The sequence below is a fragment of the Mycobacterium sp. genome (genome assembly GCF_965229105.1).
Lineage (GTDB): Bacteria > Actinomycetota > Actinomycetes > Mycobacteriales > Mycobacteriaceae > Mycobacterium.
The window spans coordinates 2865047-2878583 of sequence record NZ_OZ245858.1; the positions used below are offsets into that span (position 1 = coordinate 2865047).

Here is a 13537-nt window from a genome sequence, read left to right on the forward strand (position 1 = left end):
AACTCGCCGCGGGCGTTTACGCTGGCGAGATGCCGGCCCCGCGCTATATCAGCATCGCGGAGTCGGTGCGGGACCGAATACTCACTGACCAGCTCGGACCGCACACGTTGCTCCCGTCGGAACGCGAACTAGCCGAACAGCACGCGGTCAGCCGGATGACGGCGCGTCAGGCGCTGACCCTTTTGGAGAGTGAGGGTGTGGTTTACCGGAAGCCGCCCCGCGGGACGTTCGTCGCCGAGCCCAGGGTGCGCTTTCACGTCGGGAGCTTTTCCGAGGAAGTGGCCCGGCTCGGTTTACATCCCGCCGCGCGCCTGCTCTGGGCCGAGCGCCAACAGCCCAGCCCCTCGGTGCGGCTGGCCCTGGAACTCGACGATGAGGCCAGCGTGCACGTGTTCCATCGGCTGCGGACTGTTGATGACGTGCCCTTCGCCCTGGAAACGACGTATCTGCCCGCTGACCTGACACCGGGCATCCTCGACGAATCGGACGAGGGTTCGCTGTGGGCGGTGCTTCGAGACCGGTATGGGATAGCACTGTCCCGGTCGACGGCGGTGCTGGAATCCATCGTCCTGGACGACGCCTCCAGCGCCCTGCTCAAACTGCGGCCTGGCTCGGCCGGCACCCTGCTCACTCGCCGAACGCTCGACACCTCCGGTCGCTGTATCGAGTATGCCCGTGATGTCTACCGTGCGGACCGGACCGCCTTCGAGGTCTCTGAGAACCTGGCGTAAATCTCGGCCCAGTTGTGCACAGTCTCGAATTCATGCACAGGCCGGGCTGATTCGGATTCGCCGACGCCTGTGGTGACTGGCGGCGTCCCTACGGTTTACCCATGCGAGAAGAACTGCCGGCCGCGCTGTTGCATCGCCGCCTGGGCGGACTGCGGCAGGGCGCCGAAACCGCCGGCGCGGTCGCTGACGACCCCCACGGTGATCCCGACGATCCCGACGATCTCGACGCCGGTGATGATCCGAAGGCGCTGCTACCGCGTTGGTTACCCGACGGCGCGGCCGGCAGTGGCCGCGGCTGGGTGGCGGCGGCGCGGGCAGACCCGGGCCGGGCGGGAGCGCTGGCCCTGGCGGTGGTCGCCGGCCTGGCCGTACTCGTCACCGTGTTCACCCTGATCCGCGACGATCCAGCACCGGTCGTATCAGCGAAACTACCGCCGGTGCAGATGGTCTCATCGGCCAGCCCACGTCCCAGCGGCGCCCCGAGCCTGTCGCCTGATCAGCCCGTGGTGGTCAGCGTGGTCGGTCTGGTCACCACACCTGGCCTGGTCACCCTCGCCCCGGAAGCACGTGTCGCAGATGCACTTTCGGCTGCCGGCGGAGCGCTCGACGGCGCCGATACCATCGGCCTGAACATGGCCCGCCACCTCGCTGACGGTGAACAGCTTGTTGTCGGGCTGGCCCCGATACCGGGTCAACCCGCGGCCCTTGGCAGCTCGGTGTCCGCAACCGATACCAGCGCCCCTGCACCCGGCGCGCCCGCGCCACCTGCGGGCGCCGCCGCATCGGGTGGACCGGTCGACCTCAACGCAGCCACCGTCGAACAGTTGGACACCCTGCCGGGGATCGGCCCCGTCACCGCGGCGGCGATCGTAGCGTGGCGGGACGCCAACGGATCATTCGCCAGCGTCGAACAGCTCGGCGATGTCGACGGGATCGGCCCCGCTCGCCTCGACAAACTGCGTGACCTGGTGCGTGTCTGAAGCGCCGTCGACCGAAGCCGTCGACCTGCGGTTGGTGCCCGCGGCATTGACCGGCTGGGCGGTAACTGCGCTGGGCATCGTCTGGGACGTCGGTGCCGCGGTTGCGGCTCTGTGCGTGGCGATAGCGCTGGTGGCTGCCCTGATCCGAGGCCGAACACCGGCTCACCGCCCGCTGGCTCGTGCGGTCGGTACCGGACTGATCGCGGCCGCGGTGGTGGGCGCCGGATTCGGGTTCGCTGTTGCCCTGCGCGCCAACGGAGTTCGCGATCACCCCGTCACCCAGTTGTTCGGCAGCGCCACCGAGGTGACGGTCACGCCGACAGAGAGCCCTCGATCGGTCGGCACCGGCAGGGTGTTGTTCAAGGCCGATCTGGTCATCGTCGGCGATCGCGAAACCAGCGGCCGCGTCGTGGTTTTCGCCCCAGCGGGAGACTTCGGCCACATCGACGCCGGTCAGCCGGCGCGTTTCGCTGCGCGGATTGGCCGTCCCACCCGGCGCGACCTGACCGTCGCATTGCTGATGGCCACGGGGAAGCCCACCCTGGGGCAAGCGTCGGTAGTGCAGCGGTTCGCCGCATCGGTGCGTAGTCGTTTCGCCGTCGCCGCCCGCGATGCGCTGCCTGCCGGTCAGGCGGCGATATTGCCCGCACTGGTGCTCGGCGACACCAGTGCGATGACGAATGCGGTGACCGCCGAATTTCGCGCGGCGGGATTGACCCATCTCACGGCAGTATCGGGTGCCAACGTGACGATCGTCTGCGGCGCGGTGCTGATGACCGCCTACGTGGTGGGGCCGCGGCTCGCGGTCGGGATGGCGGCGGTGGCACTGACCACCTTCGTTATCGTGGTGCAGCCGACGGCCAGCGTCCTACGTGCCGCCGTGATGGGTGCGGTGACGTTGTTGGCCATCCTGTCCGCACGGCGCCGACAGGCGATTCCGGCGCTGTCGACGACGGTACTGGTGCTCTTGATCACCGCCCCGCAGCTTGCAGTCGACGTCGGCTTCGCGCTATCGGTGTCGGCGACCGCGGCATTGGTGGTCATCGCCCCGGTGTGGTCGAAGCGACTCGTCGCTCGCCGGTGGCCCAAGCCACTTGCCGACGCGGTCTGTATCGCCGCCGCGGCCCAGCTGGTGACCGCACCACTGGTGGCAGGCATCTCGGGGACATTCAGCCTGGTGGCCATCGTCGCGAATCTGGCTGTCGCTGCGCTGATCGCTCCGATCACGGTGTTCGGCACCATCGCGGCGGCGGTGGGTCTGTTCTGGCCCGCCGCCGGGCAGCTGCTGATCCGATTCACCGGTCCTGAACTGTGGTGGTTGAGCACTGTCGCGCACGGCGCCGCCGGCATCCCCCATGCGACCGTGCCGGTTCCGGCGGGGGCCGCCGGGGTGCTGCTGGTCGCTTTGGCAGGGGCGGCCGTGGTGATGCTGTGGCGGCGACGGTGGTTCCGGTGGACGCTGGCGGGGGCACTGGCGGTCCTGCTCGCCTGGTCGATTTCGGGGCTGGTGGGCGGGCACGGTGCGACGGTGTCGGCGGACCGTGGCACCATCGTCGCGTGAGCCAACAGGTCCCGGGGTTGCATTTGGTCCTCGGTGAGGAAGATCTTCTCGTCGACCGGGCGATCACCGCCGTGCAGCGTGCCGCCCGCAAGCAGGCAGGCACCGACGATGTGCCGGTAAATCGGTTGCGGGCCGGTGAGGTCAGCACCAACGAGCTGGCCGAGCTGCTCAGCCCGTCACTGTTCGCCGACGAGCGGGTGGTGGTCCTCGAATCAGCTGCCGAGGCCGGCAAGGATGCTGTCAACCTGATCGCTGCCGCGGCCGCCGACCTACCTGAGGGCACCGTGCTGGTCGTGGTGCACTCCGGCGGGGGGCGGGCCAAGGCGCTGGCGGGTCAGCTGCGGGACCTCGGCGCCACCGTCCACCTCTGCGCCAAGATCAGCAAGGCAACCGAGCGGGCAGATTTCGTCCGGCGCGAATTCAAAGCGCTCAAGGTGTCGGTCGGCGACGCCACGGTCACCGCGTTGATCGATGCCGTCGGCTCCGATATCCGCGAACTCGCCTCTGCCTGTTCACAATTGGCGGCCGACACCGACGGAAATGTCGACCCCGCCGCGGTCCGCCGCTATCACAGCGGTAAAGCGGAGGTGAAAGGCTTCGATATTGCCGACAAAGCCGTCGTCGGCGACGTCGCGGGTGCTGCCGAGGCCCTGCGGTGGGCGATGATGAGTGGCGAGCCCCGTGTCGTGCTGGCCGATGCGCTCGCCGAGGCCGTACACACGATCGCGCGGGTCAAACCGCTGACCGGTGACCCCTACCGGCTGGCCGGCGATCTGGGGATGCCGCCGTGGCGCGTGCAGAAGGCGCAGAAGCAGTCGCGTCGATGGTCACGGGACAGTGTTGCCACTGCAATCCGGTTGGTCGCGAAGCTCAATGCTGACGTCAAGGGTGCGGCCGCAGATGCTGACTATGCGCTCGAAGCCGCCGTGCGCGGGGTGGCCGAGTTGGTCGCCGACAACGGCAGATAACGGCCTGGGTCGCTATGACCGGGCGGGCTCGGGTATCCCGAGCCCCTGGTGATCGTTAGTTCAGAGCTTGTTCAGCGCGAGAGCGAGAGCCGACTTCTTGTTGGCTGCCTGGTTCTTGTGGATGACACCCTTGGTGGCGGCCTTGTCCAGGCTGCGGCTGGTCGCGACGAGCAGCTCGGCGGCCTTGTCCTTATCGCCGGCGTCCAGCGCCTCACGGAACCCGCGGACCGCGGTACGCAGCGCCGACTTCACCGACTGGTTGCGCAGACGGGCGCGCTCGTTGGTGAGAATTCGCTTCTGCTGCGACTTGATGTTGGCCACGCGTGTTAGTCCTTCGTACTGTCTGGGTTCGAATACTGGATTGCTGATCTTGAAGTTCTGGCGCGCCCGGCGGCGGGCAGCGACTGTTCAGGTTACCAGTTCGGTTACTAAACACCCAAAGCTGAGGTCACAGTCCTGGTACTGGCCTGCCGAAACTCCGATCGTGGGGCAGCATGTCACACGTGAGTCTTCGATCCTTGCCCAACGAGACCGGACGGCAGTCGCGCAGTTCGTCGCGCTCGCCGAAAAAGCACGAGCAAATCTTCGACGGCTATAACAAACGTGGCGGCTACGCCAAGGCGTTCGACGAGATGTTCGACGCCGATGGCAACGTCCGCGGGCCGTACAAGGGCATCTATGCCGAACTGTCGCCGTCGAATGCTTCCGAACTGGAGGCCCGGTCGGAGGCGCTGGGCCGGGCGTTCATCGACCAGGGCATCACGTTCTCCCTGTCGGGGCAGGAGAGACCCTTCCCGCTCGATCTGGTGCCGCGTGTCATCTCGGCGGCGGAATGGTCGCGGTTGGAGAAGGGCATCACCCAGCGCGTCAAGGCGCTGGAGATGTACCTCGACGATATCTACGGTGACCAGGAGATCCTGCGTGACGGTGTGATCCCTCGTCGGCTGATCACCTCGTGCGAGCACTTCCACCGGGAGGCCGCAGGCATCGTCCCGCCGAATGGGGTGCGCATCCACGTCGCCGGTATCGACCTGGTTCGGGACGGACAGGGCACCTTCCGCGTGCTGGAGGACAACCTGCGGTCACCGTCGGGCGTCTCCTATGTCATGGAGAACCGCCGCACGATGGCGCGGGTGTTCCCCAATCTGTTCGCCACCCATCGCGTGCGCAGCGTCGGCGATTATTCGTCGCATCTCTTGCGGGCACTGCGTAATTCGGCGGCTACCAACGAAGCCGACCCGACCGTGGTGGTGCTGACCCCTGGCGTCTACAACTCGGCGTATTTCGAGCATTCGCTGTTGGCCAGGCAGATGGGTGTGGAACTCGTCGAGGGCCGAGACCTGTTCTGCCGCGACAACTCCGTCTATATGCGCACCACCGAAGGTGAACGTCAGGTCGACGTCATCTACCGCCGTATCGACGATGAATTCCTCGATCCGATGCATTTCAAGCCTGATTCGGTATTGGGCGTGGCCGGTGTGCTCAATGCCGCGCGCGCGGGCAACGTGGTGATTTCCAGTGCCGTGGGCAACGGCGTCGGAGACGACAAACTCGTCTACACCTACGTACCGACCATCATCGAGTACTACCTCGGTGAAAAGCCCGCGTTGGCCAATGTCGACACCTTCCGGTGCTGGCTCGACGATGAGCGCGAGGAGGTGCTCGACCGGATCGATGAGCTGGTGATCAAACCGGTCGAGGGTTCCGGCGGCTACGGCATCGTGTTCGGCCCCGACGCGTCGGAGAAGGAACTCGCGACCATCTCCAAGAAGGTTCGTAACGATCCGCGCGGCTGGATCGCCCAACCCGTGGTGCAGCTCTCCACCGTGCCGACGCAGATCGACGACTGTCTGGCGCCGCGCCACGTGGACCTGCGCCCATTCGCGGTCAACGACGGCGAGAAGGTGTGGGTGCTCCCTGGTGGCCTGACCCGCGTGGCGCTACCGGAGGGCTCGCTGGTGGTGAACTCCAGCCAGGGTGGCGGTTCGAAGGACACCTGGGTGCTGGCCTCGCGGTCCTCGGTCGCCGATCGTGAGCTGGCGGCCGCCGAGATCGTCCGGTCTCTACCGAAGAGCGCGAAGGCGCCAGCGGGGGATAAGGGTCCGGAGATGTCGACTCAGCAGCAGCAATCCAGGACGCTGAGGCAAGGCGAAGAACAGCAGCAGCAGCAACAGCAGCAACAGCAACAGCAGCAGGCGGTGATCGGCTGATGCTCGCTCGTAACGCCGAGGCGCTGTACTGGATCGGGCGCTATGTCGAACGCGCCGATGACACCGCCCGCATCCTCGATGTCACCGTGCACCAGCTGCTCGAAGACTCCAGCGTGGACCCCGACCAGGCCTCGCGGACCCTGTTGCAGGTGCTCGGCATCGACTCGCCCGATGATGCGGCGCTCGATGTGTGGTCGCTGACCGATCTGGTGGCGTTCGGCCGCGGTACGACGGGCGCCTGTTCGATCGTGGAGTCGATCACCGCCGCCAGAGAGAATGCGCGATCGGCCAGGGAAGTCACCTCCAGCGAGATGTGGGAGTGCCTCAACACGACCTACAACGCGCTGCCCGAGCGTGAGCGAGCCTCCCGCCGCCTGGGCCCGCACGAGTTCTTGTCCTACGTGGAGGGCCGGGCCGCGATGTTCGCCGGGTTGGCGGACTCGACACTGTCGCGTGACGACGGCTACCGCTTCATGGTGCTGGGCCGCGCGATCGAACGCGTCGATATGACCGTGCGGATGCTGTTGTCCCGTGTCGGTGACAGTGCGTCCTCACCGGCGTGGGTGACGGTGTTGCGGTCGGCCGGAGCCCACGACACGTACCTGCGGACCTATCGCGGCGTGCTCGACGCCAATCGGGTGGCCGAGTTCATCCTGCTCGACCGGCTGTTCCCTCGGTCGATTTTCTACTCGCTCAAGCTGGCTGAGCACAGCCTCGAGGAGCTGCTGCACAGTCCGCACAACCGGGTCGGTGCGACCGCCGAAACTCAGCGCCTGTTGGGCAGGGCGCGTAGCGAGCTGGAATTCTTACGGCCCGGCGTGCTGCTCGAATCGTTGGAGGAGCGGTTGGCGGGTCTGCAGCAAACCTGCTCGGATGTAGGAGACGCGTTGGCACTGCAGTACTTTCACGCTGCCCCCTGGGTGGCCTGGACCGACGCCGGCCGTAACGGAACAGTGGTCATCGAGGAGGGGGAAGTCTGATGTGGCGCATGCGGGTCGTTCACGCAACTGGTTACGCCTACAAGACGCCGGTCACCGCCTCCTACAACGAGGCACGCCTTACGCCACGGTCGGACTCGCGGCAGAACGTCATCCTCAACCGGGTGGAGACGACGCCTGCCACTCGCTCCTACCGGTACGTCGACTACTGGGGGACGGCGGTCACCGCCTTCGACCTGCACGCGCCGCACACCGAACTGGAAGTCACCGCGTCCTCAGTGGTGGAAACGGATAAGGCTGAGGCGCCGACCGAGGTGGTCACCTGGGAGGACCTGGCGTCCGCAGCGGTGATCGACCGGTTCGACGAGCTGCTCACGCCCACCGCCTACGCACCGGCCAGCAGGCGCATCCAGGCAGTGGGCAAGCGCATCGCGAAGTACCACGATCCGCAAGAGGCGGTCATCGAAGCCGCGAAGTGGGCGAACAGCGAATTGGATTACGTGCCGGGAACCACCGGCGTGCACTCGTCAGGTCTAGATGCGCACCGGGAGGGTAAAGGGGTGTGCCAGGACTTCGCACACCTCTCGCTGATCCTGTTGCGCAGCATGGGAATTCCGTCGCGGTATGTGTCCGGCTACCTGCACCCGAAGAAGAAGGCGGCCATCGGCGAGACCATCGACGGGCAGAGCCACGCGTGGATCCAGGCGTGGACCGGTGGCTGGTCGAGTTACGACCCGACCAACGACACCGGAATCAACGAGCAATACATCAGTGTCGGCGTCGGCCGTGACTACGCCGATGTGACGCCGCTGAAGGGGATCTACTCCGGCGCGGGCTCGACCGACCTCGACGTCGTTGTCGAGATCACCCGCCTGGCCTGACTTTGCGCGCCGCGGGCTAGCCGACTTCGACCTTCAGCAGATCGTCGCCCAGTGCGATGGTGCCGGCGAATTCCGTTGCGGCCAACGCGCGCCACTGGTCTTCGGTGCCCGGCACCAACGGTGGCACATAGTGGGTCAGCACCAGGGTGCCGACGCCCGCGCGGGCCGCGGTGGCGCCGGCCTGTTCGACCGACGAGTGGTAGTCCAGGATGTCCTTGAGCCGTTGGTTCGGTACCAGCGCGATAAGATCTTTCCGAATCACCGTGTGCACCAGGGCATCCGCACCCGCGGACAGCCCGTCGAGGGTGCTGCACGGCACTGAGTCGCCGGCCAGCACCACCGATGTGCCGTCGTATTCGATCCGGAAGGCGATTGTCGGCTCGACGGGCCGGTGGTCCGTCGGCGCGACGCGGATGTTCACGCCGCCCTGATCCCACACCGGGCCGTCGGTGTACTCGTAGACCTCCAGCGTCGGCGGCTCGGTGATATCTGCGTGGTGGGCGATGCGGTAGCTGATATCGGGGGCGAGCGCCGTCAGGAGGCCGTCCACCACCGCCTTGGTTCCAGGAGGGCCGATAATCGGCAGCGGCGTGCGGACGAACGTCGTCACCCAGCGCGTCGTGATGACATCGTTGAGATCGGTGATGTGGTCGCTGTGCAGATGCGTGAGCAGCACCGCGGTCAGGTCCGCCGCGCCCACCCCGACCGCCGCCGCCCGCTGAAGGACGCCGCGGCCGCAGTCCACCAGAAACGTCTGGTCCCCAGCCTTTACCAGCGTCGACGGCCCAGCCCGATTCGGGTCGACCATCGGGCTTCCGGTGCCCAACAAAGTGATCTCGATCATGACGTCATCCCTCCGAGCCCGACCAAAGCGCGGGCGTGTTCGATTTCGCCCATATGGCGAAGACCGTGTTGGTAGATCCAGCACTCAGTGCCGTCGAGGCGGGTGATGCCGGCCGGTCCGGCCACCCGCGCGCTGTAGGTGGTGGCGATGTGCGGTGGGAACGGACGGGTGACGAGCACTTCCGTCAAGGACTCCGGGTCGAGGTCGGCCAGCCACGCCTCTGTTTTGTCGAACACCTGCCGCTGGTAGTCACGGAACGCCTCGATATCGTCGATACGCTGTGCCATCATCTCGTCGACGCTGCGGTGCTTGCCGTGATCAGGCACACCCAGGCCGATCCGCTGCTCCCAGGTCGGATCCCAGATCGGTGGCAGCCCGCTGAGCATCACCAGCGACACATCCTCCATTTGAGTCAGATGAAACAGCGAAAAAGCAATGGGCAGAACACCTTCTCGCTCGACATGGTTGACCTGTTCGGTATCCATATCGCTTATCGCCTGGTACCACAGCGAGTGCATCGCGGACATTCGGCGCTGCAGGGAATCGAGGATCAGCTCAGTGCTCACGGGTATCAGCTCCTTTGATCACGCCTAGGTATGCCACATCGGGCAGGCATCTGCGCTGGTTCGTCCAATTTCCCGCGTGTCGCGGTGACATCGACCTAGCCTGGTGTGAACTGAATCACACCTTGGGGGTAACGATGCGCATCGCAGACGTCTTGAGAGTCAAGGGTGCATCAGTGGCAACGGCCAGCCCGGAGATGACCGTCAGGCAACTGGTCGCCGCACTCGCGGCCTACAACATCGGCGCCATGGTCGTGGTCGGGCCGGAAGGGGTAGCGGGCATCGTCTCCGAGCGCGACGTGGTGCGCCAACTCCATGAGCGCGGAGCCGACATTCTCGACAGCCCGGTGTCGGAGATCATGACCACGGTCGTGGCAACGTGCGGACTGGCCGCGTCGGTGGATGACCTGAGCGTGGTGATGACGCAGAACCGGGTGCGCCATGTGCCGGTGATCGACGGCGGTCACCTGGTCGGGATCGTCAGCATCGGCGACGTGGTGAAAACACGGATGGAAGAGCTGACCACCGAACAGCAACAACTACAGGCCTACATCAACCAGGGTTGAGCGTTTTATGCGAAAGTCGATCGGTGAATTTCGTCGATGTCCGGCCGGCGCAGAAGGCCGATCTCAGGCAGATGTCCCGGGCGCTGGCTCGGGCCTTTTACGACGATCCGGTGATGTTGTGGCTCTACCCGGACGAAGCGATGCGACGCCGGAGGCTGCCGCGGCTCTTCGACGCCCTGGCCCGGCATCACCACCTGGCCGCAGGCGGGTGCGAGGTCGCCGTCAACGATTCGGCGATCATGGCCGCTGCTGTGTGGGATCCACCGGGGCTGTGGCGTTACACCCCGGCCGAGCAGCTGCGCGCAGTCCCGGGCCTGCTTCGCGCCCTCGGTGCGGGTTTCGGCCGGTCGTTCGCCATCAACGCGAAGATGGAACGGCTACACCCGGAGGAACCGCACTGGTATCTGGGGTTCATCGGTTCTGATCCCGCTGTGCGCGGAGGTGGCTTCGGTCATGCGCTGATGCGCTCCCGGCTGGACCGGGTAGATGCCGAGCACGCACCGGCCTATCTGGAATCCAGTAAGGCCGACAACCTGCCCTACTACTTACGGTTCGGATTCGACGTCACCGGCGAGATACAGCTTCCCAACGGCGGTCCGACATTGTGGCCGATGTGGCGGGCGCCGCGCTAGATCCCCGTCGACCGGGTTAGCTCCAGGCGTATCTGGCTCGCAGCCGCGCCGCCACCACGTCGAACACCGGGCGGTCGATGATCGCGCCCTCGCGGCGGATCCCTTCCTCCGGCACGTCGAGCACGCGGTCCAGGCGGACCCAGCTCGGCCTGCCTTCGTGGTCCCACGGCCCGGCGCCGATGCCGACCCAGTCGGTGTCGTCGGCGTGATAATTCTGGCTGGACAGCATCAACCCGAGCAGCGTCTGCCGGTCGCGGCCCACCACCAGCACCGGTCGGTCCTTGCCACGGCTGGGATCGTCTTCGTAGACCACCCAGGTCCAGACAATTTCACCGGGATCGGCACGTCCGTCGAGGTCAGGTGCGTAAACGATGCGACGGGCGCGGTGTGCGGTCGGCACGATGTTATTGGTCACAGGCCGACCGGCGGTGATCGCGATCTGCGGCTCGGCGGCCGCGTTCGCGAGCACGTCGATACCGATCTTGATGCCCTGGACCAGGCCCCTTTGCAGGCCTTCCTGCAGGTTGCGCTGCATGGCCTGCGGATTCTGCAGTTGCCTGATGAGTTTGGGGGCCTCGTTGAACACCAGGTGCTCGGTGACCTTTACAACCCGCTGCAACGTCTTCCACTGCGACGCCATAGGGGAAAGCATAGGCGAGGTTCGCGGTGCGCGATTGTGTCGCGACGGCCACCTCTCGATACTCTTGACGTGCGAGTCCCGGGGTCGACCTGGGGCTTAGAAGGATTCGGATAGCCATCCACCAGGAGATTCCCATCAGCAGTTTCGCCGACAAGACCTTCACAGCGCCGGCGCAGATACGGAACTTCTGCATCATCGCTCACATTGACCACGGCAAGTCGACGCTGGCGGACCGCATGCTGGGGATCACCGGCGTGGTCTCTGATCGCAATATGCGGGCCCAGTACCTCGACCGGATGGATATCGAACGCGAGCGCGGGATCACCATCAAGGCGCAGAACGTGCGGCTGCCCTGGCAGGTCACCGACGCCGACGGCACCGTCACCGATTACGTGCTGCATCTGATCGACACCCCCGGACACGTGGACTTCACCTATGAGGTGTCGCGCGCGCTGGAAGCGTGCGAGGGTGCGGTGCTGCTGGTCGACGCTGCCCAGGGCATCGAGGCGCAGACCCTGGCGAACCTGTACCTGGCGCTGGACCGAGGACTGACGATCATTCCGGTGCTCAACAAGATCGATCTGCCCGCCGCCGATCCCGATCGCTACGCCGGCGAGATCGCCCACATCATCGGCTGCGAGCCCGACGACGTGCTGCGGGTGTCGGGTAAGACCGGCGTCGGTGTGCGGGAGTTGCTCGATGAGGTGGTGCGGACCGTGCCGGCGCCCGTCGGTGACTCCGACGCCCCGGCCAGGGCGATGATCTTCGACTCCGTCTACGACATCTACCGCGGCGTCGTCACCTACGTTCGGGTGGTCGACGGCAAGCTCAACCCGCGCGAGAAGATCAAGATGATGTCGACGGGCACCACGCACGAACTCCTCGAGGTGGGCATCGTCTCACCCGAGCCGAAGGCCACTGTCGGCCTCGGAGTCGGCGAGGTCGGTTATCTGATCACCGGTGTGAAGGATGTCCGCCAGTCCAAGGTCGGCGATACCGTCACCTCGGCGCGGCACGGCGCCACCGAGGCGTTGACCGGTTACCGCGAGCCGCGGCCGATGGTCTACTCCGGGCTCTATCCGGTGGATGCCTCGGACTATCCGAACTTGCGTGACGCGCTGGAGCGCCTGCAGCTCAACGACGCGGCCCTGACGTGGGAGCCGGAAACGTCGGTGGCCCTCGGGTTCGGGTTCCGCTGCGGCTTTTTGGGCCTGCTGCATATGGAGATCACCCGGGAGCGGCTGGAACGCGAATTCGACCTCGACCTGATCTCGACCGCGCCGAACGTGGTGTACCGGGTGGTGATGGAAGGTAAAGCTGGAGTTGACGCTGAGGCCCTGAAACTGACCGTGACCAACCCCGCCGACTGGCCCGAGGGCAAGATCCGCGCCGTCTACGAGCCGATGGTGAAATGCACCATCATCTCGCCGAGCGAATTCATCGGCACCATCATGGAACTGTGCCAGTCCCGACGCGGCGAACTCGGCGGCATGGATTACCTTTCGCCCGAACGGGTTGAGCTGCGTTACACGATGCCGATGGGCGAGATCATCTTCGACTTCTTCGACATCCTGAAGTCCCGCACCCGCGGCTATGCCAGCCTCGATTACGAGGAGTCGGGTGAGCAGGAGGCGGACCTGGTGAAGGTGGACATTCTGTTGCAGGGTGAGGCCGTCGACGCGTTCAGCGCCATCGTGCACAGGGACTCAGCACCCGCCTACGGCAACAAAATGACCTCGAAGCTCAGGGAGCTGATACCGCGTCAGCAGTTCGAGGTGCCGATCCAGGCCGCGATCGGCGCGAAAATCATTGCCAGGGAGACTATCCGGGCGCTACGCAAGGATGTGCTGTCGAAATGCTATGGCGGTGACATCACCCGTAAGCGCAAACTTCTGGAGAAGCAGAAGGAGGGCAAGAAGCGGATGAAAACCATCGGCCGGGTCGATGTGCCCCAAGAGGCATTCGTGGCAGCCCTGTCCACTGATTCCGCCGCCGACGCCAAAAGCGCCAAGAAGTAGCTGAC

At 65.7% G+C, this 13537-nt stretch carries 13 protein-coding genes and 1 pseudogene; 10 read left to right on the forward strand and 4 right to left on the reverse strand.

Annotated features, from left to right (window positions below):
* Positions 1–29 precede the first annotated feature (29 nt).
* From ADBZ9O_RS13590 to holA, 4 genes are all read left to right on the forward strand, one after another.
* The gene (locus ADBZ9O_RS13590) at positions 30–731 is read left to right on the forward strand and encodes a GntR family transcriptional regulator (protein ID WP_526532022.1); all 702 of its coding nucleotides are present in this window, start codon (positions 30–32) and stop codon (positions 729–731) included.
* Between the two features lie 101 nt (positions 732–832).
* Entirely contained in the window at positions 833–1711 is an 879-nt protein-coding gene (locus ADBZ9O_RS13595; RefSeq protein WP_526532024.1) for a ComEA family DNA-binding protein, read from the forward strand.
* Positions 1712–1736: 25 nt separating this feature from the next.
* The gene (locus ADBZ9O_RS13600) at positions 1737–3272 is read left to right on the forward strand and encodes a ComEC/Rec2 family competence protein (RefSeq protein ID WP_526533130.1); all 1536 of its coding nucleotides are present in this window, start codon (positions 1737–1739) and stop codon (positions 3270–3272) included.
* A gap of 17 nt (positions 3273–3289) precedes the next feature.
* Positions 3290–4240, forward strand: a complete 951-nt coding sequence (gene holA, locus ADBZ9O_RS13605) for a DNA polymerase III subunit delta (RefSeq protein WP_526533132.1) — start codon at positions 3290–3292, stop codon at positions 4238–4240.
* 60 nt (positions 4241–4300) lie between these two features.
* Here holA and rpsT read toward each other — a convergent pair whose 3' ends face one another.
* The gene (rpsT, locus tag ADBZ9O_RS13610) at positions 4301–4561 is read right to left on the reverse strand and encodes a 30S ribosomal protein S20 (RefSeq protein WP_526532026.1); all 261 of its coding nucleotides are present in this window, start codon (positions 4559–4561) and stop codon (positions 4301–4303) included.
* A 173-nt stretch (positions 4562–4734) separates the two neighbouring features.
* Here rpsT and ADBZ9O_RS13615 point away from each other — a divergent pair, with 173 nt between their 5' ends.
* The 3 genes from ADBZ9O_RS13615 to ADBZ9O_RS13625 are packed head-to-tail and all read left to right on the forward strand — an operon-like array spanning position 4735 to position 8269.
* A complete protein-coding gene (locus ADBZ9O_RS13615; protein ID WP_526532028.1) occupies positions 4735–6450 on the forward strand; it encodes a circularly permuted type 2 ATP-grasp protein in 1716 nt (571 codons plus the stop codon).
* Complete coding sequence (locus ADBZ9O_RS13620; protein ID WP_526532030.1) at positions 6450–7430, forward strand: alpha-E domain-containing protein; 981 nt, start codon at positions 6450–6452, stop codon at positions 7428–7430. The genes ADBZ9O_RS13615 and ADBZ9O_RS13620 overlap by 1 nt, the downstream gene beginning before the upstream one ends.
* Positions 7430–8269, forward strand: coding sequence for a transglutaminase-like domain-containing protein (locus ADBZ9O_RS13625; RefSeq protein WP_526532032.1), 840 nt, complete (start codon positions 7430–7432; stop codon positions 8267–8269). Before ADBZ9O_RS13620 ends, ADBZ9O_RS13625 begins: the two co-directional genes overlap by 1 nt.
* A 16-nt stretch (positions 8270–8285) precedes the next feature.
* Here the strand turns inward: ADBZ9O_RS13625 and ADBZ9O_RS13630 are convergent, their stop codons facing one another.
* Entirely contained in the window at positions 8286–9113 is an 828-nt protein-coding gene (locus ADBZ9O_RS13630) for a ribonuclease Z (RefSeq protein WP_526532034.1), read from the reverse strand.
* Positions 9110–9679 carry a DinB family protein gene (locus tag ADBZ9O_RS13635; RefSeq protein WP_526532036.1) on the reverse strand — a complete coding sequence of 190 codons (570 nt, stop codon included), beginning with the start codon at positions 9677–9679 and terminating at the stop codon, positions 9110–9112. Before ADBZ9O_RS13635 ends, ADBZ9O_RS13630 begins: the two co-directional genes overlap by 4 nt.
* 134 nt (positions 9680–9813) lie before the next feature.
* On the opposite strand from ADBZ9O_RS13635, the gene ADBZ9O_RS13640 reads away from it, so the two are divergent.
* Both ADBZ9O_RS13640 and ADBZ9O_RS13645 read left to right on the forward strand, forming a co-directional pair.
* The gene (locus ADBZ9O_RS13640; RefSeq protein ID WP_526532038.1) at positions 9814–10242 is read left to right on the forward strand and encodes a CBS domain-containing protein; all 429 of its coding nucleotides are present in this window, start codon (positions 9814–9816) and stop codon (positions 10240–10242) included.
* A gap of 71 nt (positions 10243–10313) precedes the next feature.
* The gene (locus ADBZ9O_RS13645) at positions 10314–10874 is read left to right on the forward strand and encodes a GNAT family N-acetyltransferase (RefSeq protein ID WP_526533134.1); all 561 of its coding nucleotides are present in this window, start codon (positions 10314–10316) and stop codon (positions 10872–10874) included.
* A gap of 16 nt (positions 10875–10890) precedes the next feature.
* On the opposite strand, the gene ADBZ9O_RS13650 is transcribed toward ADBZ9O_RS13645, so the two are convergent.
* Entirely contained in the window at positions 10891–11514 is a 624-nt protein-coding gene (locus tag ADBZ9O_RS13650) for a type II toxin-antitoxin system PemK/MazF family toxin (protein WP_526532040.1), read from the reverse strand.
* Between ADBZ9O_RS13650 and lepA the strand changes: the two are divergent.
* A pseudogene (lepA, locus tag ADBZ9O_RS13655) lies at positions 11503–13532 on the forward strand (translation elongation factor 4). The gene ADBZ9O_RS13650 and the pseudogene lepA sit on opposite strands and share 12 nt — an antisense overlap.
* Positions 13533–13537: the final 5 nt, after the last annotated feature.